Annotated in this window: 22 protein-coding genes and 2 pseudogenes; 9 read left to right on the forward strand and 15 right to left on the reverse strand. The window is 73.2% G+C overall.

The window, feature by feature from the left end; all coding sequences use genetic code 11:
- The 5 genes from CHF16_RS14145 to CHF16_RS14165 form a co-directional block, all read right to left on the reverse strand.
- On the reverse strand, nucleotides 1-1956 hold the full coding sequence (locus CHF16_RS14145; protein ID WP_089326468.1) for an acetoacetate--CoA ligase: 1956 nt from the start codon (nucleotides 1954-1956) through the stop codon (nucleotides 1-3).
- A 203-nt stretch (nucleotides 1957-2159) separates the two neighbouring features.
- The gene (locus CHF16_RS14150; RefSeq protein ID WP_089326469.1) at nucleotides 2160-2870 is read right to left on the reverse strand and encodes an HAD family hydrolase; all 711 of its coding nucleotides are present in this window, start codon (nucleotides 2868-2870) and stop codon (nucleotides 2160-2162) included.
- 108 nt (nucleotides 2871-2978) lie between these two features.
- On the reverse strand, nucleotides 2979-4610 hold the full coding sequence (gene pruA, locus CHF16_RS14155; protein ID WP_089326470.1) for an L-glutamate gamma-semialdehyde dehydrogenase: 1632 nt from the start codon (nucleotides 4608-4610) through the stop codon (nucleotides 2979-2981).
- A 96-nt stretch (nucleotides 4611-4706) separates the two neighbouring features.
- Nucleotides 4707-5240 carry a DUF6912 family protein gene (locus CHF16_RS14160; RefSeq protein WP_089326471.1) on the reverse strand — a complete coding sequence of 178 codons (534 nt, stop codon included), beginning with the start codon at nucleotides 5238-5240 and terminating at the stop codon, nucleotides 4707-4709.
- A gap of 23 nt (nucleotides 5241-5263) precedes the next feature.
- A complete protein-coding gene (locus CHF16_RS14165; RefSeq protein ID WP_089326512.1) occupies nucleotides 5264-5911 on the reverse strand; it encodes an HAD family hydrolase in 648 nt (215 codons plus the stop codon).
- A 60-nt stretch (nucleotides 5912-5971) separates the two neighbouring features.
- Here CHF16_RS14165 and CHF16_RS14170 point away from each other — a divergent pair, with 60 nt between their 5' ends.
- Nucleotides 5972-7180, forward strand: a complete 1209-nt coding sequence (locus CHF16_RS14170) for an acyl-CoA dehydrogenase family protein (RefSeq protein ID WP_089326472.1) — start codon at nucleotides 5972-5974, stop codon at nucleotides 7178-7180.
- Between the two features lie 142 nt (nucleotides 7181-7322).
- Here CHF16_RS14170 and CHF16_RS14175 read toward each other — a convergent pair whose 3' ends face one another.
- Complete coding sequence (locus CHF16_RS14175; protein ID WP_089326473.1) at nucleotides 7323-8219, reverse strand: N-acetylmuramic acid 6-phosphate etherase; 897 nt, start codon at nucleotides 8217-8219, stop codon at nucleotides 7323-7325.
- Nucleotides 8216-9193, reverse strand: a complete 978-nt coding sequence (locus CHF16_RS14180) for a MurR/RpiR family transcriptional regulator (protein ID WP_245868477.1) — start codon at nucleotides 9191-9193, stop codon at nucleotides 8216-8218. Before CHF16_RS14180 ends, CHF16_RS14175 begins: the two co-directional genes overlap by 4 nt.
- 61 nt (nucleotides 9194-9254) lie before the next feature.
- Here CHF16_RS14180 and CHF16_RS14185 point away from each other — a divergent pair, with 61 nt between their 5' ends.
- The 4 genes and pseudogenes from CHF16_RS14185 to CHF16_RS14195 all read left to right on the forward strand — a co-directional run bounded on the left by CHF16_RS14185 (nucleotide 9255) and on the right by CHF16_RS14195 (nucleotide 13115).
- Nucleotides 9255-10535: an N-acetylglucosamine kinase gene (locus tag CHF16_RS14185; protein WP_245868479.1), complete on the forward strand. Its 1281-nt coding sequence runs from the start codon at nucleotides 9255-9257 to the stop codon at nucleotides 10533-10535.
- A gap of 519 nt (nucleotides 10536-11054) precedes the next feature.
- A pseudogene (locus CHF16_RS41365) lies at nucleotides 11055-11987 on the forward strand (glycoside hydrolase family 3 protein); the annotation flags it as partial.
- Nucleotides 11988-12167: 180 nt separating this feature from the next.
- Entirely contained in the window at nucleotides 12168-12518 is a 351-nt protein-coding gene (locus CHF16_RS41370) for a glycoside hydrolase family 3 C-terminal domain-containing protein (protein ID WP_245868489.1), read from the forward strand.
- A 69-nt stretch (nucleotides 12519-12587) separates the two neighbouring features.
- On the forward strand, nucleotides 12588-13115 hold the full coding sequence (locus tag CHF16_RS14195) for a hypothetical protein (RefSeq protein ID WP_089326475.1): 528 nt from the start codon (nucleotides 12588-12590) through the stop codon (nucleotides 13113-13115).
- Nucleotides 13116-13142: 27 nt separating this feature from the next.
- Here the strand turns inward: CHF16_RS14195 and ptsP are convergent, their stop codons facing one another.
- The 6 genes and pseudogenes from ptsP to CHF16_RS14225 all read right to left on the reverse strand — a co-directional run bounded on the left by ptsP (nucleotide 13143) and on the right by CHF16_RS14225 (nucleotide 17602).
- Nucleotides 13143-14825: a phosphoenolpyruvate--protein phosphotransferase gene (ptsP, locus tag CHF16_RS14200; RefSeq protein ID WP_089326476.1), complete on the reverse strand. Its 1683-nt coding sequence runs from the start codon at nucleotides 14823-14825 to the stop codon at nucleotides 13143-13145.
- A gap of 2 nt (nucleotides 14826-14827) precedes the next feature.
- Entirely contained in the window at nucleotides 14828-15100 is a 273-nt protein-coding gene (locus tag CHF16_RS14205; RefSeq protein ID WP_089326477.1) for an HPr family phosphocarrier protein, read from the reverse strand.
- A 13-nt stretch (nucleotides 15101-15113) separates the two neighbouring features.
- The gene (locus CHF16_RS14210; protein ID WP_089326478.1) at nucleotides 15114-15791 is read right to left on the reverse strand and encodes an HAD family hydrolase; all 678 of its coding nucleotides are present in this window, start codon (nucleotides 15789-15791) and stop codon (nucleotides 15114-15116) included.
- 30 nt (nucleotides 15792-15821) lie between these two features.
- Entirely contained in the window at nucleotides 15822-16271 is a 450-nt protein-coding gene (locus tag CHF16_RS14215; protein ID WP_089326479.1) for a PTS sugar transporter subunit IIA, read from the reverse strand.
- A gap of 31 nt (nucleotides 16272-16302) precedes the next feature.
- A pseudogene (locus CHF16_RS14220) lies at nucleotides 16303-16539 on the reverse strand (PTS sugar transporter subunit IIB); the annotation flags it as partial.
- 22 nt (nucleotides 16540-16561) lie between these two features.
- Nucleotides 16562-17602, reverse strand: coding sequence for an SIS domain-containing protein (locus CHF16_RS14225; protein ID WP_089326481.1), 1041 nt, complete (start codon nucleotides 17600-17602; stop codon nucleotides 16562-16564).
- Nucleotides 17603-18101: 499 nt separating this feature from the next.
- Here CHF16_RS14225 and CHF16_RS14230 point away from each other — a divergent pair, with 499 nt between their 5' ends.
- The 3 genes from CHF16_RS14230 to CHF16_RS14240 all read left to right on the forward strand — a co-directional run bounded on the left by CHF16_RS14230 (nucleotide 18102) and on the right by CHF16_RS14240 (nucleotide 20992).
- Nucleotides 18102-18851 (forward strand): GntR family transcriptional regulator, encoded by a 750-nt coding sequence (locus CHF16_RS14230; protein ID WP_089326482.1) that lies wholly within the window; start codon nucleotides 18102-18104, stop codon nucleotides 18849-18851.
- A 14-nt stretch (nucleotides 18852-18865) separates the two neighbouring features.
- On the forward strand, nucleotides 18866-20245 hold the full coding sequence (locus CHF16_RS14235; RefSeq protein WP_089326483.1) for a PTS transporter subunit EIIC: 1380 nt from the start codon (nucleotides 18866-18868) through the stop codon (nucleotides 20243-20245).
- Between the two features lie 312 nt (nucleotides 20246-20557).
- Entirely contained in the window at nucleotides 20558-20992 is a 435-nt protein-coding gene (locus tag CHF16_RS14240; RefSeq protein ID WP_143227977.1) for an Rv3235 family protein, read from the forward strand.
- 57 nt (nucleotides 20993-21049) lie between these two features.
- Here CHF16_RS14240 and secA read toward each other — a convergent pair whose 3' ends face one another.
- Nucleotides 21050-23929 (reverse strand): preprotein translocase subunit SecA, encoded by a 2880-nt coding sequence (gene secA, locus CHF16_RS14245; RefSeq protein WP_089326485.1) that lies wholly within the window; start codon nucleotides 23927-23929, stop codon nucleotides 21050-21052.
- Nucleotides 23930-24113: 184 nt separating this feature from the next.
- On the opposite strand from secA, the gene CHF16_RS14250 reads away from it, so the two are divergent.
- Nucleotides 24114-24446 (forward strand): HGxxPAAW family protein, encoded by a 333-nt coding sequence (locus CHF16_RS14250; protein WP_089326486.1) that lies wholly within the window; start codon nucleotides 24114-24116, stop codon nucleotides 24444-24446.
- A 289-nt stretch (nucleotides 24447-24735) separates the two neighbouring features.
- Here the strand turns inward: CHF16_RS14250 and CHF16_RS14255 are convergent, their stop codons facing one another.
- A complete protein-coding gene (locus CHF16_RS14255; RefSeq protein ID WP_245868481.1) occupies nucleotides 24736-26052 on the reverse strand; it encodes a winged helix-turn-helix domain-containing protein in 1317 nt (438 codons plus the stop codon).
- Nucleotides 26053-26130: the final 78 nt, after the last annotated feature.

The following is a 26130-nucleotide window of genomic DNA, read 5'->3' on the forward strand; positions in this document are numbered from 1 at the left end:
TCAGGGGGTGAAGTGGGGGAGGACCTCCGGGTTGGCCATGGAGTCGCGGTTGGCGGCCTTGTCGACCGGGGTGCCCTGGAGGATCTTGCGGACGGGGACCTCCAGCTTCTTGCCCGACAGGGTGCGCGGGATGCCGGGCACGGCGGTGATCTCGTCGGGGACGTGCCGGGGCGACAGTGACGAGCGGATCTCGCGCCGCAGGTTCTGTACCAGTTCGTCGGTCAGGTCCGCGCCTGCCGCGAGCTGCACGTAGAGGAGCAGGCGGCCCTCCTGGCCGAGGCGGCCCGTGTCGATGACGAGGCTGTCGGTGATCTCGTCGAACGCCTCGACGACGCGGTAGAAGTCGGCGGTGCCCATGCGGACGCCGCCGCGGTTGAGGGTGGAGTCGGAGCGGCCGTAGATGACGCAGCCGCCGTCCGGGAGGATCTTGATCCAGTCGCCGTGCCGCCACACGCCCGGGTACATGTCGAAGTAGGAGGCGCGGTACCGGTCGCCGTCCTCGTCGTTCCAGAAGAACACCGGCATGGACGGCATGGGCTCGGTGATGACCAGCTCGCCGACCTCTCCGATGACGGGCTCGCCGTCCTCGGTGAACGCCTCGACCTTGGCGCCGAGGCCGCGGCACTGGATGACGCCGGCGCGCAGCGGCAGCAGCGGGGACGGGCCGACGAAGCCGGTGCACAGGTCGGTGCCGCCGGAGAACGAGCCGAGCAGCAGGTCCTTGCCGACCGCGTCGTACACCCAGGCGAAGCCCTCGGGCGGCAGCGGCGACCCGGTGGAGCCGATGCCGCGCAGGCCGGACAGGTCGTGCTCCTCGCCGGGGCGGCGGCCCTCCTTGGCGGACGCCGTGATGTAGGGCGCGCCGACGCCCATGTAGGTGACGCCGCTGTCGGCGGCCAGCGACCACAGGTCGAGGGGCGCGCCGTCGTACATGACGACGGTGGAGCCCACCAGCAGACCGCCGATGAGGTAGTTCCACATCATCCAGCCGGTGGTGGTGAACCAGAAGAACACGTCGTCGGGGCCGATGTCCTGGTGGAACGACAGGGCCTTGAGGTGTTCGAGCACCACGCCGCCGTGGCCGTGCACGATGGGCTTCGGCAGGCCCGTCGTACCGGACGAGTACACGACCCACAGCGGGTGGTCGAACGGGACGTCCTCGTACTCCAGGGTGTCGGAGCCGGCGCGGGGCAGGTCGGCGTAGTGCATGCCGACGCGGAGGCCGTCCGGGGTGGCGGCCGGGTCGAGGTAGGGGATCAGGACGGTCGCGGCCAGGCTGGGCAGCGCCGCCTCGATCTCGCCGACGATCCCCCGCCGGTCGAACCGCTTGCCGTTGTAGGCGTAGCCGTCCACGGCGATCAGCACCTTCGGTTCGATCTGCGCGAACCGGTCGATGACCGAGGACGATCCGAAGTCCGGCGAGCACGACGACCAGATCGCGCCGAGCGACGCCGTCGCGAGGAAGCAGATCAGCGCCTCGGGGATGTTCGGGACGTAGGCGGCGACCCGGTCGCCCCTGCCGACGCCGAGGGCGGCCAGGCCCGCGCGGACCTCCGCCACGTGCAGCGCCAGCTCCCGGTAGGTCAGGACGCGGTGCCCGCCCGCCTCCGAGCGGAAGATCACCGCGGGCTTGTCCGGCGTCTCGTCCGCGCGGCGCAGCGCGTTCGCGGCGTAGTTGAGGGTGGCGCCGGGGAACCACTTCAGGCCGTCGACCGGCATGGGGCCGCCCGTCCGGACGGGGCCGTCGCCGCGCTCGCCGACGACCTCGAAGTAGGACCAGATCGCGTCCCAGAACGCGTCGACCTCGGTGACCGACCAGCGCCACAGTTCGTCGTAGGAGTCGGCGCGGACGCCCCGCTCGCGCAGCCAGTGCATGAACCGGGTCACCCGCGCCTTGGCGACGACCTCCTCCGACGGCTCCCACAGCACCGAACCCTCGGATACCTCACCGGCCATCTCTCTCCCTCCCCGCCGCGCCACGCTGCGCGGCCATCCCAATATCGGCCCGCCCCCGCACACGGCGCAACCTGCCCGATCACCCCGCCGGTACGCGCGGGGGCCCGCTCCATCCCAGGTCGGAAGCCCCCCGGGAGCAATCCGGCGGCCCCACACAACCCGCCGTCCGCGCACCTCCGCCGCCCACACCCGGCGGCGTGCCCTCAGAGGCGGGTCAGGTCGGCGACGGCGGTGACGACCGCGCGGGTGTCGCCGAGGGTCGCGAGGACGGTGTCGGCTCCGGCGGCGCGCAGCTCGGCCTCGGTGGCGCTGCCGGTGGCGACCGCGATGATCGGGGAGCCGGCGATGTGCGCGGCCTGGACGTCGCGGGGCGAGTCGGCGATGTAGACGGTCGCGGCCTCGGAATAGGAGGTGCCGTGCCGCTCGCCGGCGCGGGTGCGGGCCAGTTCGAGCAGCGCGGCCTTGCTGTAGACGCCGTTCTCGTAGCCGCCCGCGCCGAGGTCGAGGCGGGCGGCGAGGCCCAGCTCGGTGACCTTCAGCATGGCGTTCGGCTGGATCGAGCCGGTCAGCACCGACTGGACGACGCCCGGGACGTGCGCGAGCGCCTCGACGGCCTCCGCGGCCCCGGCCAGCACCCGCCCGTGGGCGCGCAGGTCGGCGCGGCGGGACGCGAACGCCTCGGCGAGCGCGTCGAAGAACGCGGGCAGGTGGTCGTCGGTGGTGACGACGTCGTTGAACGCGAGCGTCTCGAAGATGATCTCAGACTCGGTGCGGCCCGGGGTGGGGGCGAGCCGGACGAGCGGCCGCCCGATGGTCCGCTGGAACGCCTCGGCGTAGGCGTCCCGGGTGACCCGCCCGACGTCGACCAGCGTGTGATCGATGTTCCACAGCACCAGACGGTTCAGCGTCGACATCCCGTTCCCATGCGCGGTCGGAGGAGCACGGGCGGGCGCCGGAGCCGGTGCCCGCCACGGTGAGCGACCTTATCGTCCGGTTTCCCGCCCCCGACCGCAAGCGCCCTGTCAGGGGCCCATGTGGGGGTAGCGGTGGTCGGTCGGCGGGACGAACGTCTCCTTGATCGAGCGGACGCTCGTCCAGCGGGTGAGGTTGAAGACCGAGCCGGCCTTGTCGTTGGTGCCGGACGCGCGGGCGCCGCCGAACGGCTGCTGGCCGACGATCGACCCGGTCGGCTTGTCGTTGACGTAGAAGTTGCCGGCGGCGAAGCGGAGCTTGTCGGTCGCCTCCGCGATGGCTGCGCGGTCCTCGGCGATGACGGCGCCGGTGAGGCCGTACTCCGACACGCCCTCCATCTGGGTGAGGACGGTGTCGTAGTCGCCGTCGTCGTAGACGTGCACGCCGAGGATCGGGCCGAAGTACTCGCGGGTGAAGATCTCGTCGGTCGGGTCGGACGACTCCAGGACCGTCGGGCGGACGAAGTAGCCGCGCGAGTCGTCCAGTTCGCCGCCGACGAGGATCCGTATGGTGTCCGTGCCGCGCGCACGCTCGATGGCGGCGCGGTGCTTGGCGAACGCGCGGTCGTCGATGACGGCGCCCATGAACAGCGACAGGTCCTCGGCGACGTTGCCCATGGTGAGGGACTCGGTCTCGGCAAGGAAGTCGTTCCGCATCCGGTCCCAGACCGAACGCGGGATGTAGGCGCGGGACGCGGCGGAGCACTTCTGCCCCTGGTACTCGAACGCACCGCGGATCAGGGCCGTCTTGAGGACGGCAGGGTCGGCGGACGGGTGCGCGACGACGAAGTCCTTGCCGCCGGTCTCGCCGACGATCCGCGGGTAGCCCCGGTACACGGCGATGTTCTCGCCGATCGTCCGCCAGAGGTTCTGGAAGGTGGCGACGGAGCCGGTGAAGTGCAGGCCGGCGAGGTCGGGGTGGCGCAGCGCGACGTTGGAGACGGCGCGGCCGTTGCCGGTGACCATGTTGATGACGCCGGGCGGGAGGCCCGCGGCCTCCAGCAGCCGCATGGTGAAGTGCGCGGCGAGCTGCTGGGTCGGGGACGGCTTCCAGACCACGACGTTGCCCATCAAGGCGGCCGAGGTCGGCAGGTTCCCGGCGATGGCGGTGAAGTTGAACGGGGTGATGGCGAGGACGAACCCCTCCAGCGGCCGGTACTCCAGCCGGTTCCAGACGCCGGGCGACGACAGCGGCTGCTGCTCGTGGATCTGCTGCGCGTAGGCGACGTTGAACCGCCAGAAGTCGATCAGCTCGCAGGCGGCGTCGATCTCGGCCTGCTGCACCGACTTCGACTGGCCGAGGATCGTCGCGGCGTTCACCGTGGCGCGCCACGGCCCGGCGAGCAGTTCGGCGGCGCGCAGGAAGATGGCGGCGCGGTCCTCGAAGGCCATGGCGCGCCAGCCGGGCGCGGCCTCGTGCGCCGCGACGACGGCCTCGGCCACGTCGGCCTCGGTGGCGTCGCCCATCCGGCCGAGGACGTGCGCGCGGTTGTGCGGCTCCACGACGTCGATCGGGGTGCCCGCGCCCATCCGCCGGTCGCCCGCGATCGTCATGGTCAGCTCGGTCTGCGTCCCGGCGAGCTCCTTGATCCGCGCCTCCAGCGCGGCGCGCTCCGGGCTGCCCGGCGCGTATCCCCTCACCGGCTCGTTCGCCGGTACCGGCACGGTGGTGACGGCGTCCATCTCGCGGCTCCCTGCACTCCGACGGCGGTGTCGATGTGCCGGGACCTACCCGCCCGCGCGGACGACTACCGCCCGCACGCCACCCGGGGCGGGACCTCAGTCGAGGAGGTGCGGGAGCTCCTGGGTGGCGTACCAGAGCAGTTCGTGGCCCTCGGCGCCGTCGACGGTGAAGCGGGCGTCGTCGTCGCCGGCGTCGGCGGCGGGGAGCGCCTCGGCCGCGGCGGCGATGTCATCGGTGGCGCCGGGGTCGTCCACATGGCCGGAGGCGATCTTCTTCCACGGGATCGCCGCGGAGACCTCGACCAGGGCGCGGTCGCCGTTGCCGCCCAAGGCGCCGAAGGCGCTGCCGGGGGCGTGGGGGGACGTCCCCCCTCGAACGGCGGCGTCGGGCACCTCGGCGGCCAGGACGACCCGGCGGCGCGGCGCGGACGGGTCGGCGGCGAGCAGCCGGAGGGAGGCGCGGGCGGCGGCGGTCATCGCCGCATACTCCAGCTCCTCCAGGTCGCCGCTGGCGTACCACTCGCGGAGCGCGGGCGTGACCGCGTGGGCGGCGAGCGGCGCGGGGCCGATCTCCCGCGCGGCGTGGACGCCGGCGAGGAGCGTGAGCGTGGACGGCAGATAGACGCGCATGACGGCAGCAGTCTGCCAGACGGTCAGGGCAGCAGCTCCATGCCGCGCAGTTCGGCGATGGTGGTGTCGGGATCGGTGTGCAGGATGCCGCGGATCCCGAGCGCCTCGGCGGCGCGGATGTTGTGCTCGATGTCGTCGATGAAGACGCAGTCGGCGGCGTCCAGGCCGAGCAGCTCCAGGGCGTGCCGGAAGATCCGCTCGTCCGGCTTGCGCATGCCGACCTCGGCGGAGATCACGACCGCGTCGAACAGGTCGGCGAACAGGTCGCGCGGGTACTCGTTGCCCCACGAGTTGGACAGCAGCGCGGTGCGGGCGCCGGCGGCGCGGGCCGCGCGCAGCGCCTCGTACATCGGCTCGACCGGGCTGAACGCGGCGAACATGCGGGCGACGAGGCCGGCGGCCTCGACGGGCCCGCCGTCCACGGTGAGCAGCTCGGCGGCGAGCCGGCGCTCGAACTCGTCCACCGGGAGCGAGCCGTCCTCCAGCCCGTGGATCGGGTTGGTGCCGGCGCCGTCGTACGCCTGCTTCACCCAGGCGCGCATGACGTTCCTGTAGTGGCCGGCGTCGATGCGGTCGGCGGCGATCCACTGGGCGACGGCGTCGGCGAGCGGGGAGGTGAGGACGCCGCCCCAGTCGGTGATGACGGCTTTGACCGGTCGTTCTGAGGGCACGCCCCGATGGTAGGCGATCCCGGACACTTCACCCGAATCCCGTTCTGCCAGAATGCGCGCATGGACTTCGAACTCAGCCCGAAGGCACGCGAGTACCGGGAACGCCTCCAGGAGTTCATGGACGAGTTCGTCTACCCCGCGGAGCCGGTGTACACGGCGTGGCGGGCCGAGAACGACCCGCACGCCCTGCCGCCGGTCGTCGAGGAGCTGAAGGCCGAGGCCCGCGCGCGCGGCCTGTGGAACCTGTTCCTGCCGGACGTGTCCGGGCTGACGAACGTGGAGTACGCGACGCTCGCGGAGCTGACCGGGCGGTCACCCGATCTGGCGCCGGAGGCGGTCAACTGCGCCGCGCCCGACACCGGGAACATGGAAGTCCTGCACATGTTCGGCACGGACGAGCAGAAGCGCCGCTGGCTGGAGCCGCTGCTGAACGGCGAGATCCGGTCCGCGTTCGCGATGACCGAGCCGGAGGTGGCGAGCTCGGACGCCACCAACATCCGGACCTCGATCGTCCGGGACGGCGACGAGTACGTGATCAACGGCCGCAAGTGGTTCATCACCGGCGCCGCCGACGAGCGCTGCAAGATCTTCATCGTGATGGGCAAGACCGACCCGGACGGGCCGGTCCACCGGCAGCAGTCGCAGGTGCTGGTGCCCCGCGACACCCCCGGGCTGAGGATCGTCCGGCATCTGCCCGTGTTCGGCTACCAGGACCAGCACGGCCACTCCGAGATCGTGTTCGAGGACGTCCGGGTCCCGGTGTCGAACCTGATCGCCGGCGAGGGCGACGGCTTCATGATCGCCCAGGCGCGGCTCGGCCCCGGCCGCATCCACCACGCGATGCGGGCGCTCGGCATGGCCGAGCGTGCGCTGGAGCTGATGTGCCGCCGCGCCGTCGAGCGGGTCGCGTTCGGCGGTCCGCTCGCGAGGCAGGGGGTGGTACGCGAGCAGATCGCCGAGTCGCGGATGGCCATCGAGCAGGCCCGGCTGCTCACCCTGAAGACCGCGTGGCTGATCGACCGGCACGGCTCCAAGGGCGCCCGGACCGAGATCGCCGCGATCAAGGTCGTGGTGCCCCGCATCGCCCACGAGGTGCTCGACCGGGCGATCCAGGTGCACGGCGGCGCCGGGGTCTCCGACGACACGCCGCTCGCGGCGATGTACGCGTGGGTCCGCGCCATGCGGATCTTCGACGGTCCGGACGAGGTGCACGTGCGCACCGTCGCCCGGCAGGAACTGCGCCGCTACGAGAGCCGGTCCGCCGGCTGATCCGCCATCGGAACCGAGCCGCGGCCGCGGCTCGCACGGCGCGGACCCCCCTGTTCGGCCGGCGTCTCCCCCGCCGGTCCGTCCCTCCCGGTGCGCCGGGCCCTCCGTGGCCGCACCGGTCCCCTGACATGGATCGGCCCGCTCAGGCGGACCTCAGCCGCTGGAGGGCCTCGCGGACGCCGCCGTCCGCCTCCTCCAGCACGGTCGTCGCCCGCGCCGCCGGGACCTCGCCGAGCAGCGAGACCAGCGCGACGCGGGTGTTCCCCCCCGCCTCGGCGAGCGCGTTCTCGCAGGTGCGGGCGTCCATCCCGGTCGCCTCGGTGAGGATGCGCACCAGCCGCGCGCGGAGCTTGGAGTTCAGCGCGTTCACGCTGATCATCAGGTTGGAGTAGGTGCGGCCCATCCTGATCATCAGCGTGGTGGAGAAGGAGTTCAGCACGAGCTTGGTGGCCGTGCCCGCCTTCATCCGGGTGGACCCGCTGATCACCTCGGGCCCGGTGGCGAGCCCGATGTGCACCTCCACCTCGTCCCCGTAGGGGGTGCGCGGGTTGCAGCTGATCAGCGCCGTGCGCGCCCCGACCGCGGCGGCGGCGCGCAGCGCCCCCACCACGTACGGGGTGCGGCCGCTGGCCGCGATGCCGACGGCGATGTCACCGGGCCGGACCTCGCGGGCGTCCCGGCGGCCGAGGTCGGCGTCGTCCTCGACGTCGGAGACCGCCTGCGACAGCGCGCCCGGCCCGCCGGCGTGGTGCGCGACCACCCGGCCCCAGATGCCGAACGTCGGGGGCAGCTCGGCGGCGTCGATCACCGCGAGCCGGCCGGACGTCCCGGCGCCGAAGTAGTGCACGCGGCCCCCGGCGCGCAGCGAGTCGACCGCGAGGTCCACCAGCCGGGCGACCTCGGGCAGGACGGAGGCGACGACCGTCGGCACGGTCGCGTCCTCGGAGTTGATCAGGCGCAGCACCTCCATGGTCGGCAGCGTGTCGACGTCGAGGGTCCGGGGGTTCCGGCCCTCGGTGGGGAGCTCGCAATCGATCACCGACGCCTCCGGTCGGGTCGCACGGTCCGCCCGCGGACCGCCTCGAACGTGGCTTCCAGGGCCTTGCGGGTCGGCCCGTAGGTGCGCTGCGCCACTCCGACGAAGACGCAGTCGACCACCGTGAGCTGCGCCAGCCGGCTGGCGGTGGCGCCGGAGCGGAAGGTCGTCTCCCGCGCGGCCGTCGTCAGGATGAGATCGGCCACCTCCGCTATCGGGGACTTCGGGAAGTTGGTGAGCGCCACGGTGCGGGCGCCCCGGGTCTTCGCCACCTCCAGCGCGTCGATCGTCTCGACCGTCGCGCCGGTGTGCGAGATGCCGATCGCCACGTCGCCGTGCCCGAGGACGGCGGCGCTGGTCAGCATGATGTGCGCGTCCGCCCAGGCGGAGCAGACGCGGCCGATGCGGTGCAGCTTCTGCTGGAAGTCGGCCGCGACGAACGCGCTGGCGCCGACGCCGTAGACGTCGACCCGGTCGGCGGCGACGACCGCGTCCACGACCTGCTCGAGCATCTTGATGTCGAGCTGGGAGGCGGTCTCCTCGACGGCGCGCGCGTCGGCGAAGGTGACCTTCTCCACGATCTGCTCGAGGGAGTCGTCGGGGCTGATGTCGCTGCCGATCACCCGGCCGCCGCTGGCGCTCTGCGCGCGCCCGGCCTCGGTGGCGAGGGTCAGCCGCAGCTCCGGGTAGCCGTGGAACCCGATCGCCCGGCAGAACCGGATGACGGTCGTCTCGGACGTGCCGCAGGCCTGGGCCAGTTCGGTGATGGTGGAGTTGGCGACCCCTTCGGGGTCGTCGATGACGCGTTGCGCCACTCTTCGCTCGGCGGGGGGCAGCGAGGGCAGCAGGGAGCGGACCCGCACGACCGTGCTCAGCGGCGTGGCGTCCCGGCCCTGCGCCGCCTCCTCCGGCGGTGCGCCGGGCTCCCCCGTGATCCCCCGCTCGGGGCCCTGTTCAGGGCCGATGGGTTTCTTCATGGAGGAAATTTTCTTACGCACAGGATGTCACGTCAACGGTAGAAAAGGCTACGGTCGCCATGTGTTGACCCATTTGGCCGGTCCTTACGTGGTCGGTATCGACGCGGGTGGCACGAAGACCCGCTGCGTCGTGCTGACGCTAGGGGGTGCCCTGGCCGGTTCCGGCACCGGCCCGGGGGCCAACCCCAACTCCGGAGGCGACACCGCGGGGGCGCTGACCACCGCCCTGCGGGAGGCGCTCGGGGACCTGGACCGAACCCACATCCTCACCGGCGTGTTCGGCATCGCCGGCGCCGGCTCGGCCGGCCGGCCCGCCGCGGTCGCGGCGGCCCGGCGGGCCTGGCAGGCCGTCGGGCTGCGCGGCTCGCCCGCGGTGGTGACCGATATCGCGGTGGCGTTCGCCGCCGGAACCAGCGAGCCCAAGGGCATCGTGGTGTTCTCCGGCACGGGCGCCGGCGCGGCGGTCATCAGCGACGGCGCGATCGTGCAGCGCGCGGACGGCTACGGCTGGCTCGTCGGGGACGAGGGTTCGGCGGTCTGGCTCGGGAAGGAGGCCGTCCGGGCGGCGCTCGCCGCCTACGACGGCCGCGGCTCCCCGACCCTGCTCACCGATTCGGTCCCCCGGGCGCTGCTCGGCGCCACCGTCGTCGCCGAGATCGACGCGGAACGGCGAAGACCCCGCCTTCCCCGGGCGCTGGCCATGGCCGGCGCCCCTTCGTCGTCTTCGCCGGCACCGGGCGGTCCGGTGCCGGCGCAGGCCGCGTCCCTCGGCTCCGGAGCGGTACCCCCCGGCGGGGGCGGCACGGGCACCGCCGTGCTGCTCCCCGGTTCCCCGTATCCCCCCGTCCCCTCTCCCCCGCCCGGCGGCGTGCCACCGGACCCCGGGCACACCGGAGCCGGACCACCCGGCTCACTGGGGCCGCCGGGCCACCCGGCGGCCCCCGGTCCGTCCGGGCACCCCGAACTGCCCGGCACGCCGCCCAATCCCCGGCTCGCCCAGGCGATCATCAAGGAGGTCTACGGCCGCCCGCCCGCGGCCCTCGGCCGGCTCGGCCCGGTGGTCGCCGCCGCCGCGGCCGCCGGCGATCCCGTGGCCAGGCGCATCACCGACGAGGCCGCGCAGTGGCTGCTGCGCGACGTCGACGCGGTGCGCCCGGCCCTGTCCGACCCGAGCGCACCGGTCGTGATGCACGGCTCGGTGCTCCGCGAAGGCCCCGTCGCCGAGGCGGTCCGCACCGGATTGCGCGACCGCTTCGACGAGGCGCCGCGCTGCGCCGGCGACGGAGCCGTCGGCGCGGCCGGGATGGCACTGCGCCGCCTCGGCCACCCCCTGCCCGGCTGAGCAGCCCGCCCGCCCGGCGGAACCGCTCGGCACGGCCCCCGGCCCGGCTGCTCCCCCGACCCAGCCCGGCCGCGCACGGATGGACGGCACCGCGGCCGTCCGGTTCATCGCGATGGACCCCACACGATCCGCCCGACTCCGGTGAGTCAGGGGTCCATCGTGATCCCCCTGTGGCCAGTGGGACGGCAGCGCCGGAAGAACCCGCCGCGCCGGTCCCGGCCCGCGCCGCGCCCCGGAGATCGAGTCGACAGCGTGCCGGGGAGCGGCTACCGTCGCGGGCGTCCGATGCGACCGAGGAACCGAGACCACGTCGGGGGGCCTGGTCAGGTGCGTGCTTCACGTTCCCTCGCGGTCGCGGCGGCGGCCCTGCTGATCGGCGGGATCGCGGGCTGCGGCGGCGGGAGCGGCAAGGGCGGGCGAGCGCCGTCCGCCGGATCCGGCACGCCGTCCGGTTCCCCCGCCTCCCCCGCGCAGGCGTCGCCGGCCCCGGACGCGTGGATCCCCGGCCGCATCGCGAAGATGACCGTCGAGGAGAAGGTCGGGCAGCTGTTCGTGCCGACCTTCTCAAGCCGCGCCGACGCCCTCGCCAAGATCCGCAAGTACCACGTCGGCGGGTTCATCTACTTCCCGCGCAACTTCGGCTCCCCGGCGAAGACCGCCGCGCAGTCGAACGCGCTGCAGAAGGCGTCCGACATCCCGCTGCTCCTCGGCGTGGACGAGGAGCAGGGCATCGTGTCCCGCACCCCGTTCATCACCCGCTTCCCCGGCAACATGGCCCTCGGCGCGACCCGCGACCCGGCCGACGCCCGCGCCGCCGCCCGCGTCACCGGCGCCGAGCTGCGCGCGGTCGGCATCAACCTCGACTACGCGCCCGACGCCGACGTCAACGTCAACCCGCGCAACCCGGTGATCGGGCTGCGCTCGTTCGGGTCCGATCCGGCGCTCGCGGCCCGGATGGTCGGCGGCGCGGTCGCCGGCTACCAGGACGCCGGGGTCGCCGCCGCCGCCAAGCACTTCCCCGGGCACGGCGACACCGCCGTCGACAGCCACACCGGGCTGCCGGTCATCCGGCACTCGGCGGCCGAGTAGGAGCGCGTTGACGCGCCCCCGTTCCGCGCGGCGGTCGCGGCCGGCGTCGACATGATCATGACGGCGCACCTCGTCGTCCCGAAGCTGGACCGGTCGGGCGACCCGTCCACGCTGTCGAAGACCGTGCTGACCGGGCTGCTCCGCGGCAAGCTCGGCTACCAGGGCGTGATCACGACCGACTCGCTGGAGATGGCGGGCGTCCGGGAGAAGTACGGCGACGCCGCCGTGCCGGTGCGGGCGATCGGCGCGGGCGCCGACCAGCTGCTGATGCCGCCGAGCCTGCCGCGCGCCTACGGCGCGGTGCTGCGGGCCGTCCGCGCCGGGAAGATCAGCGAGCGGCGGCTGGACGAGTCGGTCACCCGCATCCTGCGGCTCAAGCAGCGGCGCGGACTGTTCGACGGGACGGCCGCCGACCCCGCGAAGGCGGGCGCGGCCATCGGCACCGCCGCGAACCGGGCCGCGGCCCGGCGGGTCGCCGAGCGCTCGATCACCCTCGTCCGCAACACGGGCGGGCTGCTGCCGCTCAAGGGCAGGAAGGTCGCGGTGTCCGGGCCCGGCGCGGCCCGGCTCCAGGCGGCGCTGCGCCGCCGGGGCGTCACCGTCGTCGCCGCCGGAGCCGCGGACGTCACCGTCCTGACCACGCAGAACGCGGGGGCGGCGACCGCGTCCCGCATCCGCGCGCTCGGCCCGAAGCCCGTCGTCGTCGCCGCGCTCGGCCGCCCCTACGACCTCGACGCGGCCGGCGGCGCGAAGGCCGCGCTCGCCGCCTACTCCTCCGGCGCGGTCACGGTGAACGCGCTGGCCGGGGTGCTGAGCGGCGCGGTGAAGCCGGTCGGGAAGCTCCCGGTCCCCGCCGGCGGGCGGCCCGCCGGATACGGCCTCGGCTACCCGTAGCGGGGCGATGGACGGCGGGGTCCGTTCCTGGGAGGATCATGCCGCCTTCTTCCCCCAGGGAGGTCGCCGTTGCACGCCCGTCCGCCGCGCGCCGCCGCGCTGCTCGTCCCGCTGTTCGTGCTCCCGCTGCTGGGCCTCGGCGCCTGCGGCGGGCAGGACGAGGTCACGATGCCGCCGCTCACGCCCGAGCCCGGCGACTCGCAGTTCCTCGACGCGCCCGAGCCCACGGCCTCCGCGGCGTCCGCGAAGGAGACCCTCCCGGCGCGGCTCGCCCTGTTCAAGTACCTGCGGGGTCTCGCGGCGGGGAACGCCAAGGTCTGCGCCTACCTCACGCCCGCCTACCAGCGGGAGGCGTTCGGCGGGCCCGCCGCGTGCCGCACCGGCTTCGCGGCGGCCCGCGCGAAGCTGCGCCCGCAGGACATCGCGGCCCTGCGCGGCGTCACCGTCCCCGCCTGCGAGCCGGGGCCGGGCGACGGCGAGTACACGGTCCGCTTCGAGGACCTGGCCTGGAAGGGCGAGCCCGCCCGACCGGGCGGACCGCTGGCGGCGAGCTTCACCCTCCGCAAGACCGGCGCCTACTGGCAGATCACCGTCTGACCGTCACGCCGCCCCTCACACTGACCGTCACAGTCCCAGCCCGGTGAGGCCGGGCAGGTGGGCGCGGGCGGCGTCCTTCGCCTGGTCGGCCGTGCGGGCGCCGCGCGCCGCGGCCGCGGCCTCCCGGCACTGCTCCAGCGTGTGCTTGGCCAGCGCGGCCCGCACCAGCGGCAGCGACGGGGCGCTCATCGACAGCGACGTCACCCCGAGCCCGACCAGCACGCACGCGAGCGCCGGGTCGCCGGCCGCCTCCCCGCAGACCCCGCACGGGACGCCCGCGGCGGCCGCCGGGGCGACCAGGTCGAGGACGGCGGGCTGCCACGGGTCCTGCAGGCGGGCGAGGCCGCCGACCTGCCGGTCCGCCGCGCACGCGTACTGCGTCAGGTCGTTGGTGCCGATGCTGAAGAACTCCACCTCGGCGGCGATGTCGCGGGCGCGCAGCGCGGCGGCGGGCACCTCGACCATGACGCCGGGGTGCTCGATGCCGGCCTCCCGGCACCGTTCGGCGAACCAGCGGGCGTCCGCCGCGTCCGTCACCATCGGCGCCATGACCTGGAGCTGGGCGGTGAGACCGGCGGCGGCGCGGGCCAGCGCGGCGAGCTGCGCCGCCAGCACGTCCGGGTACCGCACCGACATCCGCACGCCCCGCTCGCCGAGCGCCGGGTTCGGCTCCTCGCCGGGCGCGGGCAGGAACGCCAGGGGCTTGTCGGCGCCCGCGTCGAGCGTCCGGACGACCACGCGGCCCCCTGGGAACGCCTCCAGCACCTTGCGGTACGCCTCCTCCTGCTCGTCGTCGGACGGCGGGGTCGCGCGGTCCAGGAACAGGAACTCGGTGCGGTACAGGCCGACGCCCTCGGCGCCGTTCGCCACCGCCTGCTCCAGGTCCTTCGGCCCGCCGATGTTGGCGAGCAGCGGCACCGCGTGCCCGTCGGCGGTCGCGCCGGGCCCGGTGAACTCCGCGAGCGCGGACGCGCGGGCCTCGGCCGCCGCGCGCGCGGACCGCACCTCGTTCTCGGACGGGTCGATCCGCACGGTCCCGGCGGCGCCGTCGACGAGCACGCGGGTGCCGTCGGCGAGCGTCGCCGCGCCCGGCAGCGCCACGACCGCGGGCACGCCCATCGTCCGGGCGATGATCGCGGTGTGGCTGGTCGGCCCGCCCTCCTCGGTGACGAACGCGACGACCTGCGCCGGGTCGAGGACGGCCGTGTCGGCCGGGGCGAGGTCCCGGGCGACGAGCACGAACGGCTCGTCCGACTCCGGTACGCCCGGCACCGGCAGGCCGAGCAGCCGGGCGACCGCGCGGTCGCGGATGTCGTCCAGGTCGGCGACGCGCGCCGCGAGGTACTCGCCCGCCCCGGCGAGCATCTCCCGGTAGACGCCGAATGCCTCGAACACGGCGCGCGCGGCGGCCACGCCCTCGTCGACCTTGGCGCCGACGCCGTCGGCCAGGCCCGGGTCGCGGGCCATGAGCGCCTGCGCGTTCAGCACGTCCCGGCCGTCGGTGTTGCCGGCCGCGGCGGCGCGCTCCCCGCGCGCCTCCAGGTCGGCGGCGACGGCCTCCAGCGCCGCCAGCGCCGCGGCCCGCTCCGCCGCGGCGTCCCCGCCGTGCCGGTCGCCGGCCGGCGGTTCGGGGACGTCCCCGGCGACGCGCAGCACCGGACCGGCGCCGACCCCGGGGCTGACTCCCGCGCCCTGCAGTACGACCGCCACGGCTACGCCTCCTCGGGCTCCGGCGTGGACAGCAGCTTCTCCAGGCTGTCGAGCAGCTCGTCGGCGCCCTCGCCCTCCGCGGACAGGACGATCTCCTCCCCGTGCCGGGCGTCCAGCCCCAGCACCGCGAGGATGCTCTTGGCGCTCACCGGGTCGCCGCCGCGCTTGGCCACGGTCACGTCCATCGGGGCCTTGGCCGCGGTCTGGACGAACAGCGCGGCCGGCCGCGCGTGCAGCCCCACCCTGGACTCGATCTTGACGTTGCGCTCGGTCACGGCACACTCCTACCTAGTTGAGCGCCAGGCCCCGCACCCGCAGCGCGGGGCCCGGCACGACGTCCACTTCCTGAAAATCGGCCACCACATGGTCGGCCTCGGCGAGCGCGCCCGCCGGCTGCGTGGTGATGACGCCCACGCAGGTCATGCCCGCGGCCTTCACGGCCGCCACGCCCGCGGGGGCGTCCTCGAACCCGACCGCCTCCTGCGGCGGCACGTCCAGGTCGCGCGCGGCGGCCAGGTAGCCCTCCGGATGCGGCTTGCCGGTGACGACGTCCCCGGCGGTCACCACCAGGTCCAGCAGGTCGCGGATGCCGAGCCCGGCCAGCAGCCGCTCGGCGTACGCGCGCTGCCCCGAGGTCACCACGGCGAGCGGCACCCCCGCGTCCGCGAGCGACCGGACGAGTCCGACCGCGCCGGGGACGGGCGCCACCCGCGGCATCCCCGGCAGCGACTCGTAGGACACGGCCTGCTCGAACAGCTCCTCGACCGTCCGGCCGGGGAAGAGGTGCGCGTGGTCGCCCAGCGCCTCCAGCCCGCGCCGCCCCGCGAACGAGCGGATCAGCGCGTCGTCCCACGGGACGCCGTGCGCGTCGAACAGCCGCGTCCACATCTCCCGGTTGCGCGGCTCGGTGTCGATGAGGGTCCCGTCGAGGTCGAACACCGCCGCGCCGAGTCCGATCACCGCCATCCGGTCACCGCCATCCGATCAGCTCCGTGCTCAGCTCCATGTGAAGAGTTCGGCCCCCTTCGTCACCTCGCCCGACTCGGTCACGTCCGACAGGGCGTCGGCGCCCGCGTCCAGCGCCACGACGGCGCAGATCGGCGAGCGGCCGCCCGCCTCGATCACCGCGGGGTTCCAGCCGATGACCGGCTGCCCGGCGGTGACCTCGTCGCCCTCGGCGGCGAGCAGCTCGAAGCCCTCGCCCTTCAGCTTCACGGTGTCGATGCCGAGGTGGACGAGGACGCCGTGGCCCTCGGCGTCCACCACGACGTAGGCGTGCGGATGCAGCTTGACGATCTTCCCGGTGACGGGCGCGATGGCCTGGCCGGGACCGCGCTCGGGGTCGACGGCCGTACCCGGGCCGACCATGGCCTGGGCGAAGACCGGGTCCGGGACGCCGGCGAGGCCGACCACCCGGCCGGTGACCGGGGACAGTACTCGGGTCATGGGAGGGCCTTCCCTTGCTCCTGGGGCGGGGTCAGTCGAGGATGTCCTCGATGTCGCTGGCGATGGTGTCGGCGTCCGGGCCCACGACGACCTGCACGACGGTGCCGCTGCGCATCACGCCGTACGCGCCCGCCTTCTTCAGGCCGGCCTCGTCGACCTTGCCGCCGTCCTCGACCTCGGTGCGCAGCCGGGTCGCGCAGGGCTCGATCTCGATGATGTTGTCCGCGCCGCCCAGCGCCGCGATGATGGCCTCGGCCTTGTCCATGTCCTTCTCTTCTCTCGCTCGGGGGTCAGTCGGTCTGGGTGACCTTGTTGAGCCCGCGCGGGACGTCGGGGTCGACGCCGAGCCGGCGGGCGAGGTTCTCGACCATGATCTGGCCGGGCACGATGAGGCCGAGCGGCGCCACCCACTCGGGCAGGGCGGGGCCGGGGAGCGCGGCCGAGCACGCCGCCGCCAGCTCCGCGCCGCCGCCGACGCCGAACGCGCGGGCGCCCGCGCCCTCCACCCGGCGGGCCAGCGCGACGGTGCCGGGCAGCGTCGGCCCGGCGTCCGCGGCGACCAGCAGCGCGGGGGTCTGCGCGTCCACGACGGCGATCGGGCCGTGCAGCAGGTCGGCGTAGGACAGGCCCATCGCGTGCAGGTAGCACGCCTCCTTGATCTTCAGCGCCAGCTCCAGCGCGGTGCCGAACGCGATGCCGCGCCCGGACACCACCGCGCCGGGCACCTTCGCCAGCTCCGCGACGATCTCCGGCAGCGCCGCCGACTCCTCGGTCAGCTCGATCATCCGGGCGACCTCGTCGGGGACGCGGCGCAGGTCGCCGGCCGCGACGTCCGCGCCGAGCCCGATCCCGAGCACCGACAGCGCGGCGAGCTGCGTGGTGTAGGTCTTGGTGGCCGGGACGGCGATCTCGTCGCCCGCCTCGGTGACCAGCGCGACCTCGGCGGCCTCGGCCAGCGGGGAGCCGGCACCGTTGGTGACCGCGACCGTCCGGGCGCCGCAGCCCTTCGCCCAGTCGAGGGTCTCGACGATCTCCTCGGTCTTGCCGGACTGGCTGATCGCGACGGCGAGCACGCCGTCCAGGTCCACCCGGCGCCTGTAGGCGGTGGCGATGGACGGCGCTGCGAGGGTGGCCAGCCGGCCCGCCTGCGACTCCACCAGGTACCGCCCGTACACCGCCGCGTTGTCGGACGAGCCGCGCGCGATGAACAGCACCTGCCGGGTCTCCCGCGCGAGCGCCGCGAGGTCCGCGGTGCGCGGGAGGAGCGCGTCGATCGTCCGGCGCAGCGCGTCCGGCTGCTCGCCGATCTCGGCGCGCATCTGACTGGTCATGATCCCCCTCCGAAGAGTTTCTGCCCGCCCGCCCAGGCGGTACGCGCCCGGTGGTCCCCGTCCGCCACCCGGACGCATCCCGGGGAGACCGCGCGGGTAGGACCCTGCGCGGGAGTGGTGATCACGCAGGCGGCCGTGATCAGTAGTGCTGCCATGGTGCGCGCTCTCTGTGACGCGATCGGTCTCGGGGGGCGGGTTCCTCCGGGAACTACTGGTCTAGTCCGGACTAGACCAGTACGCACCATACTCCACGAATCGGATGGAGAAGAAGATGCGGGGCGAAACTCGTCCTGACCTGCGGATTCGCCGATCTTGACGTCGTCGCGGCGTGACCTGGTCGTTACGGATTCGTGCATTGACAGGTCTTTCGATCCTGTGGTCTAGTCCGGCCTAGACCAGTACGAACCAAATCGCATACCGTCTAAGTCACCGTTAGTCCACTCCTCCGTCGAAACCCGGCGAACCCCGTCGATCCGGCCCCCGGCCATCGAGGACCCCCGTGACCACCATCGATCCGCACAGTCCCGTACCGAAGTACTTCCAGCTCCGCGCGATCCTGCTCGACCTCATCGAGAGCGCCGAGCTGCCCGTCGACGCCCCCATCCCCTCGGAGCGGGAGCTGTGCGGCCGGTACGGGCTGTCCCGCATGACCGTCCGGCAGGGCGTCGACCAGCTCGTCTCCGAGGGGCGGCTCTACCGCGTCCCCGGAAAGGGCACCTTCGTCGCCCGGCCCAAGATCGAGATGCCGCTGCGGCTCGTCTCCTTCACCGAGGACATGCTGGCCCGCGGGCTGCGGCCGGGCGCGGTCGACCTGGACCGGCGGACGGTCCCGGCCGACGCGCGGCTCGCCCGCATCTTCGGCGTCGAACCCGGCACCGAGATCCACGTCATCGAGCGCCTGCGCACCGCCGACGGGGAGCCCATGGCCCTCGAACGCGCGCACATCCTGGCCTCCCTCGCCCCCGACCTGCTCGACCGCCGGCTCGCGGACCGCTCCCTCTACGGCGTCCTCGAGGCGGTGTACGGGCTGGTCTTCGACGCGGGCGACCAGACCATCGACGCCAGCCTGGCGGACGCGGCGGACGCCAGGCACCTGCAGATCCCCCGGGGCAGCGCCGTGCTGCTCCTGCAACGCCGCTCGTACACCGGAGGAGTGTGCGCCGAGCTGGGCGTGTCGACCTACCGGGCGGACCGCTACCAGATCCACACGGCCCTCGGAAACCCCCCGCCGCACTCCGAACACCCCTGAGGAGGAACCTCGCGATGACTGCGACAACAGTGGACTCCGCGCCGCGGCGCGGGTCCAGCACCCTCGCGGTGCTGCAGCGGATCGGCCGCAGCCTCATGCTGCCGATCGCCGTGCTGCCCGCCGCCGCGCTGCTGCTGCGCTTCGGCCAGGCCGACATGCTCGGCGCGGACGGGCTCGGCTGGGACCGGGTCGCCGAGATCGTCGGCGAGGCAGGCAACGCGCTGTTCGCGGCGCTCCCGCTGCTGTTCGCCGTCGGCGTGGCGATCGGGTTCGCCAAGAAGTCCGACGGCTCCACCGCGCTCGCCGCGGTCGTCGGCTACCTGGTCTTCGACCGGGTCTCCAAGATCATGTTCTCGCACACCGACGAGCTCCAGGGCAACGTCCTCATCACCAAGGTGACGGACGAGGCGCAGGCGCAGGTCATCGACTGGGGCGCCAAGAACCCGACCGACGTGCTCGGCGGCATCCTGATGGGCGTCATCGCGGCCCTGCTCTACCAGCGCTACTACCGGATCAAGCTGCCCACCTGGCTGGCGTTCTTCGGCGGCCGCCGGTTCGTGCCGATCATCACCGCGGTGGCCGGGCTCGCGCTCGGCATCGCGATCGGGTTCATCTGGCCGCTGCTCGGCAGCTGGCTCACCGACGCGGGCGAGTGGATCACCGGCGCGGGCGCCGCCGGCGCCGGCATCTACGGCGTGATCAACCGGCTGCTGCTGCCCTTCGGGCTGCACCACATCCCGAACTCGCTGATCTGGTTCGTGTTCGGCGACTACAACACCGCCGACGGCGTCGTCCACGGCGAGATCAACCGCTACCTGGCCGGCGACCCCGACGCGGGCGGCTTCCTCGCCGGGTTCTTCCCCGTGCTGATGTTCGGCCTGCCCGGCGCGGCCCTCGCGATGTGGCACGCCGCGCCCAAGCACCGGCGCCCCGCGGTCGGCGGCATCATGATCTCCGCCGCGCTGACCGCGTTCGTCACCGGCGTCACCGAGCCGATCGAGTTCGCGTTCATGTTCGTCGCGCCCGTGCTGTACGGCGTGCACGTCGTCCTCACCGGCATCTCGATGGCCGTCCTGGAGGCGGCCGGGGCCAAGCTCGGCTTCGGCTTCTCCGCCGGCGGCATCGACCTGCTGCTGAACGCCCGCAAGGACAACACCTCGGGGCTGCTGCTGATCCTCGGGATGGGCGTCCTGTACTTCTTCCTCTACTACTTCATCTTCAGATTCCTGATCACGCGGTTCAACTTCGCGACCCCGGGCCGGGAGCCCGAGGGCGAGGAGTCGACCGCCGCCGACCCGGCCGCGAGCCCGGAGCTCGCCGGCGGCGAGAAGAAGGCGAAGAAGCGCGACCGCAAGGGCACCGGCGAACCGCAGGACTCCCCTGCCGCCGGCTGACCCTCCCCCGACGGGCGCCGCGGACGCCTCGCCCCGTTCGCGGCGCCCCACCCGGGCCGGTCAGCCCGCCGGCCCCGCCCTCCACGAGGTTCCGGACGCCCGCACCCCGTTCCGGAACCCGCTCCCAGAAGGCGGCGGGACGCCGATCGGCGTCCCGCCGCCTTCGCACATCCGCTCACCCGGCACCCGGTCGCGCCTTCGGTCGAGGCGGGCGTTACAGGAACGGCCGGAGGCGGTCAGGATGTATTTCCCGCGACTCTTCTGACTCCTGTTTCCAAACGAGTCGGGAGGTTCTCAATGAGTGGTCGTCCTGTGGCGTCTTCGGAGGTTCGGGTCATTCGGTACCGGCCGGAACCGGCCACCCGGAAGGCACCCGCGCCGCCCGGTCCGGGGCTGCGCGTCGTGCGGCCGGGCGACGGGGTCGAGGCCGAAGTCCGGGCGGTCGCCGACACCGCCGTGCGGCTCGTCGTGGAAGTGCTGGCCGGGGCACGGCCGGCGCACCAGCTGTCGCTCGTCGCCGTCCCCGCGGTCTGCCGGGCGTTCGCACCACCCCCGGGCGCGGGGGCGCGCGGTAGACGGGTCGTCCCGCCGAAGGTGCTGTCCACCAGGATGCAGCGGCCCTCCCCGGCCGTGGCGGAGGCCACCGCGGTCGTGGTCGTGGCCGGGCGCGTCCACGCGCTGGCGCTGCGGCTGGAGCTGGCGCGGGGCCGCTGGCGCTGCACCGCCCTGGAGACGACCGCCCCCTGACATGCCGAAACGGCCTCCCGGACGCCCGGGAGGCCGTTTCGCTCGTTCTTCGCGGTGCTACTTGTTCTTGTTGCGCGGGTCGCCGTGGCAGCGCTTGAACTTCTTGCCCGAGCCGCAGGGGCACGGGTCGTTGCGGTTCACGCCCGCGTACTCGTCCTCGGCCTCCTCGCTGTGCAGCTCGACGCCGCCCTCACCGTCGACGGTCGGGGCCGAGTACTCCAGCTTCTTCGGACGGGACGGCTTCTCCAGGCCCTTCGCCTTGATCGCGGGAGCCTCGTCGGCCTCCTCGACCTCGACGTCGTCCTGCACGGTGTCCTCCACGGTGTCCTCGTCGGCCGCGGGGGCCGACTTGGCGACCGACACCGGCGCGGCGCCGACGGCGGGGGCCTCCGGCTGCTCCTCGACCTCGACCTCGAGGTTGAACAGGTAGCCGACCGACTCCTCCTTGATGCCGTCGAGCATCGCGTTGAACATGTCGTAGCCCTCGCGCTGGTACTCCACCAGCGGGTCGCGCTGCGCCATGGCCCGCAGGCCGATGCCCTCCTGGAGGTAGTCCATCTCGTAGAGGTGCTCGCGCCACTTGCGGTCCAGCACCGACAGGACGACCCGGCGCTCCAGCTCGCGCATGACCTCCGAGCCGAGCTCCTCCTCGCGCTTGTCGTAGGCCGCCTGGGCGTCGTCGCGGATCTTCTCGGCGAGCGTCTCGGCGTCCAGCCCGGACAGGTCCCCGTCCTCGTCGGCGAGGTCCTCCACCGAGATCGAGATCGGGTACAGCTGCTTGAACGCCTTCCACAGCTTGTCGAGGTCCCACTCCTCGGCGAAGCCCTCGCCGGTGGCGCCCGCGACATAGCCCGCCACGACCTCGTCGATCATCCGGCGGACCTGGTCGTGCAGGTCGGCGCCCTCCAGCACCTTGCGGCGCTCGGCGTAGATGACCTTGCGCTGCCGGTTCAGCACCTCGTCGTACTTCAAGACGTTCTTGCGCATCTCGAAGTTCTGCTGCTCGACCTGGCTCTGCGCCGACTTGATCGCGTTCGTGACGATCTTCGACTCGATCGGGGTGTCGTCCGGGATGTTCAGCCGCGTCATGATCGACTCGACCCGGGCCGAGTTGAACAGCCGCATCAGGTCGTCCTCCAGCGACAGGTAGAACCGGGACTCGCCCGGGTCGCCCTGCCGGCCGGAGCGGCCGCGCAGCTGGTTGTCGATGCGCCGCGACTCGTGCCGCTCCGTCGCGAGCACGTACAGGCCGCCGGCCTCGACGACCTCCTCGTGCTCGCCCTTGACGTCCTCCTTGGCCTTCTCCAGCGCCTCCGGCCAGGCCGCCTCGTACTCGTCGGGCGTCTCCAGCGGGGACAGGCCGCGCTGGTGCAGCTCCAGGTCGGCGCGGAAGTCGGGGTTGCCGCCGAGCATGATGTCGGTGCCGCGGCCCGCCATGTTCGTCGCGACGGTGACGCTGCCCTTGCGGCCCGCCTCCGCGACGATCGCCGACTCCTGCTCGTGGTGCTTGGCGTTCAGCACCTGGTGCGGGATGCCGCGGCGGCGGAGCATCTTGCTCAGCCGCTCGGACTTCTCCACCGAGGTGGTGCCGACCAGCACCGGCTGGCCCTTCTCGTGCCGCTCGGCGATGTCGTCGACGACGGCCTCGAACTTGGCCTGCTCGGTCTTGTAGACGACGTCGGCCACGTCCTTGCGGATCATCGGCTTGTTCGTCGGGATCGGCACCACGCCGATCTTGTAGGTCTTGTTGAACTCCGCCGCCTCGGTCTCGGCGGTGCCGGTCATGCCGGACAGCTTGCTGTAGAGGCGGAAGTAGTTCTGCAGGGTGATCGTGGCGAGCGTCTGGTTCTCGTCCTTGATCGCCACGCCCTCCTTGGCCTCGATGGCCTGGTGCATGCCCTCGTTGTAGCGGCGGCCGTGGAGGATGCGGCCGGTGAACTCGTCCACGATCAGGACCTCGCCGTTCATGACGACGTAGTCCTTGTCGCGCTTGTAGAGCTCCTTGGCCTTCAGGGCGTTGTTCAGGAAGCTGACCAGCGGGGTGTTCGCCGAGTCGTACAGGTTGTCGATGCCGAGCCAGTCCTCGACCTTCTCGACGCCGGACTCGGTGATGCCGACCGTGCGCTTCTTCTCGTTCACCTCGTAGTCGCCGGGGCCGTACTCGTCGACCTGGCCGGCGGTGCTGATCAGCTCGGCCCGCTTCAGCCGGGGGACGATCTTGGCGAACTCCGAGTACCACTTGGAGTTCTGCTCGGCCGGGCCCGAGATGATCAGCGGGGTGCGGGCCTCGTCGATGAGGATCGAGTCGACCTCGTCCACGATCGCGAAGTTGTGCCCGCGCTGGACGCACTCGTCCAGGCTCCACGCCATGTTGTCGCGCAGGTAGTCGAACCCGAACTCGTTGTTCGTCCCGTAGGTGATGTCGCAGTTGTAGGCCGCGCGGCGCTCGTCCGGGGTCATCTGCGGGAGGATGACGCCGACGTCCAGCCCGAGGAACTGGTGGACGCGGCCCATCCACTCGGCGTCGCGCTTGGCGAGGTAGTCGTTCACCGTGACCACGTGCACGCCGTCCCCGGACAGCGCGTTCAGGTACGCGGGGAGCACGCAGGTCAGGGTCTTGCCCTCACCCGTCTTCATCTCGGCGATGTTCCCGAGGTGCAGCGCGGCGCCGCCCATGATCTGGACGTCGTAGTGCCGCTGCCCGAGGACGCGCTTGGCGGCTTCGCGTGCGGTCGCGAAGGCCTCCGGAAGCAGGTCGTCCAGGGACTCGCCGTCGGCGATGCGTTCCCGGTACTTGTCGGTCAGCTCGCGCAACTCGGCGTCGCTCATCTCGAGGAAGTCCTCCTCGATCGAGTTGACCTGATCCGCGAGCTTCTTGAGCTTGCGCAGGGTTTTTCCCTCGCCCGCACGAAGGATCTTATCGATGACTGGCGGCACTCTCGAAGGCTCCTTGCAGATCGTGGTACACCGCTCAGGGCGGCACGCACACCACACGTACGATGCCATCGTAGGCGAGACCCAGAATGGTCTAGGTCACTCCGCAGCGCAATCCACACCGCGTTCCGTTTGACTTTTCGGGTCCCGGAGAGGATCACTCACACCTCACGGGAGGGAGGCCCCAATGTCCTCAGAGGGTTCGCACGCCGGCCGGCCGAGTTCCTGGCTGGCCGTCGGCGTCATCTTCGCCGGCTTCGTCGTGGGCGGCGTGGCGCTCTGCCTCGGCCCGTCCTGGATCATGTTCTGGGTCGGCGTCGGCATCGTGGTCGCCGGGTTCCTCGTCAGCTGGATGGTCCATCTCTTCAGCGACGTCGTCGTGGACGCGCCCCGCGTGATCCCCGAGATCGTCGACTACTCGCTGTTCGGCTCCCGCTCGGCCAAGCGCCGCGGCGGCGAGCAGGGCGAGGTCATCGAGGCCCCGGTCGCGACCGACACCGAGCAGACCCCCCACGGCTGACCGCCCCGTCACGAGGCCGGCCCATCGCGGCCGGCCTCACGCACGTCCGGCCTCAACAGGACTTCACGCCCCGTCCGGACTTCTCGCCCGGCCGAGCGGCGACCGCGTTCCGGCGGCGTGGTTGCTCACACTCCATCAACGCCCCGCCCCGCCGAGCCGATTCCCGGTCCGCCGCGACGTCTTCGCAGGTGGCAGCTCATATCTAGGGCGGGCGGCGCCCAACGGGTTCGGCGGCTCGACCGGTCGTGGCGCCCGAGCCCGGCGTGGTGCCTCAGGCTGGCGTGATGCCTCAGGCCGGCGTGGCGGCGTCCAGGGCGGCCTTGACGAGGGCGGGCGGGAGGGCGGTGCGCTCCACGCGCACGTCGTCGCAGCCGACCCAGGCCGCCGCGCGCCAGAGGGCGGTGGCGAGGGCCGCCGCCGAGGTCTCGGTGCGCGCGGCGGTCCGGGTGGCCCACGGTTCCAGGGACGCCTGGCGGGCGATGAGGGTGCGTCCCTCGCGGGCCGGGTCAACCCGTCCGATGAGGCGCCCGCCGGCGAGCAGCGGCATCGCGAAGTAGCCGTGGACGCGCTTGTCCTTCGGGACGTACGCCTCCAGCCGGTGGTCGAACCCGAAGACCCGGGACGCGCGGGCGCGGTCCCAGACGAGGGAGTCGAACGGCGAGAGCAGGGTCGTGGCGTGCCTGCCCCTGGGCGGGGCCGCGAGCGCGCCGGGGTCGGCCCAGGCGCGCTGGGACCATCCCTCGACCCGGGCGGGGACGAGCCCGGTCGCCTCGATCACGCGGTCCACCTGGTCCTGCTTGATCCGGTAGTAGTCGGCGAGGTCGCCGCGGGTGGCCACGCCGAGGGCGCGCCCGGCGCGGGCGACCAGCTCGGTCAGGCAGGCGTCGTCGTCCGGGTCGCGGTCGAGGAGCCCGGACGGGACGGCGCGCTCGGCCAGGTCGTAGACGCGGCGCCAGCCGACCCGCTCGACGCAGACGACCTCGCCGATGTCCAGCAGCCACTCGATGCCGATCTTGTGGTCGCTCCAGTCCCACCATTCGGCGCTCGCCTTGGCGCCGCCGAGCTCCTTGGTGGTGAGCGGGCCGTCCGCCTTGAGGCGGGCGCGGATCTCGTCGCAGACGCCCTCGGGGACCTTGTGCCAGCGCCATCCGCGCCGCAGGTACGCGCGCCGCCGGAACGCGAACAGCGGCCAGTCGGCCATCGGTATCACGGACGCGGCGTGCGCCCAGTACTCGAACGCCGGATACCCGCCGCGCGGCGCCCGCCGACCCGTGGCCGCACCGTCCCCGCCGCGCGTGTTCGCGCCGCGTCCGTTCGAGCGAGCGCTGCCGCCGCCCCAGTAGGCGGCCTCGATGGCGGCGCGGCTCACCGCGCCCAGGCGGGCGTAGGGCACCAGCTCGTGGGAGCGCGCCAGGACCGAGATCGTGTCGAGCTGGACGGCGCCGAGCCGCTCCAGCATCGCCGGGACCCCGCCCTTCGGGCGCGCGCCGAGGAAGCCCTGCGCGCGCAACTGGAGCCGCCGCGCCTCGTCCGCCGCGAGCTCGACCTCGCCGGCCCCGGTCCCGCCCGCTGTGTCCATCACGCCGTCCATCACGCCGTCCACCACGCCCGCGATGCTACGTCACAACACCGACAAAACCGTATTGCCGGTCTCGCGACCACCGCGCCGATCCCGGGCCGGGAC

Source organism: Actinomadura meyerae (assembly GCF_900188445.1).
GTDB classification, from domain to species: domain Bacteria; phylum Actinomycetota; class Actinomycetes; order Streptosporangiales; family Streptosporangiaceae; genus Spirillospora; species Spirillospora meyerae.

Bases quoted from the DNA above. Each gene is read 5' to 3' on its own strand.
- CHF16_RS14160 (WP_089326471.1), bottom strand. From the start codon at position 5,240: ATGCGCGTCTATCTGCCGTCCACGCTCACGCTCCTCGCCGGCGTCCAC.
- pruA (WP_089326470.1), bottom strand. From the start codon at position 4,610: ATGGACGCCGTCACCACCGTGCCGGTACCGGCGAACGAGCCGGTGAGG.
- CHF16_RS14145 (WP_089326468.1), bottom strand. From the start codon at position 1,956: ATGGCCGGTGAGGTATCCGAGGGTTCGGTGCTGTGGGAGCCGTCGGAG.
- CHF16_RS14210 (WP_089326478.1), bottom strand. From the start codon at position 15,791: ATGGCGGTGATCGGACTCGGCGCGGCGGTGTTCGACCTCGACGGGACC.
- CHF16_RS14225 (WP_089326481.1), bottom strand. From the start codon at position 17,602: ATGACCAGTCAGATGCGCGCCGAGATCGGCGAGCAGCCGGACGCGCTG.
- CHF16_RS14215 (WP_089326479.1), bottom strand. From the start codon at position 16,271: ATGACCCGAGTACTGTCCCCGGTCACCGGCCGGGTGGTCGGCCTCGCC.
- CHF16_RS14235 (WP_089326483.1), top strand. From the start codon at position 18,866: ATGACTGCGACAACAGTGGACTCCGCGCCGCGGCGCGGGTCCAGCACC.
- CHF16_RS14170 (WP_089326472.1), top strand. From the start codon at position 5,972: ATGGACTTCGAACTCAGCCCGAAGGCACGCGAGTACCGGGAACGCCTC.
- CHF16_RS14150 (WP_089326469.1), bottom strand. From the start codon at position 2,870: ATGTCGACGCTGAACCGTCTGGTGCTGTGGAACATCGATCACACGCTG.
- CHF16_RS14250 (WP_089326486.1), top strand. From the start codon at position 24,114: ATGTCCTCAGAGGGTTCGCACGCCGGCCGGCCGAGTTCCTGGCTGGCC.
- CHF16_RS14180 (WP_245868477.1), bottom strand. From the start codon at position 9,193: ATGAAGAAACCCATCGGCCCTGAACAGGGCCCCGAGCGGGGGATCACG.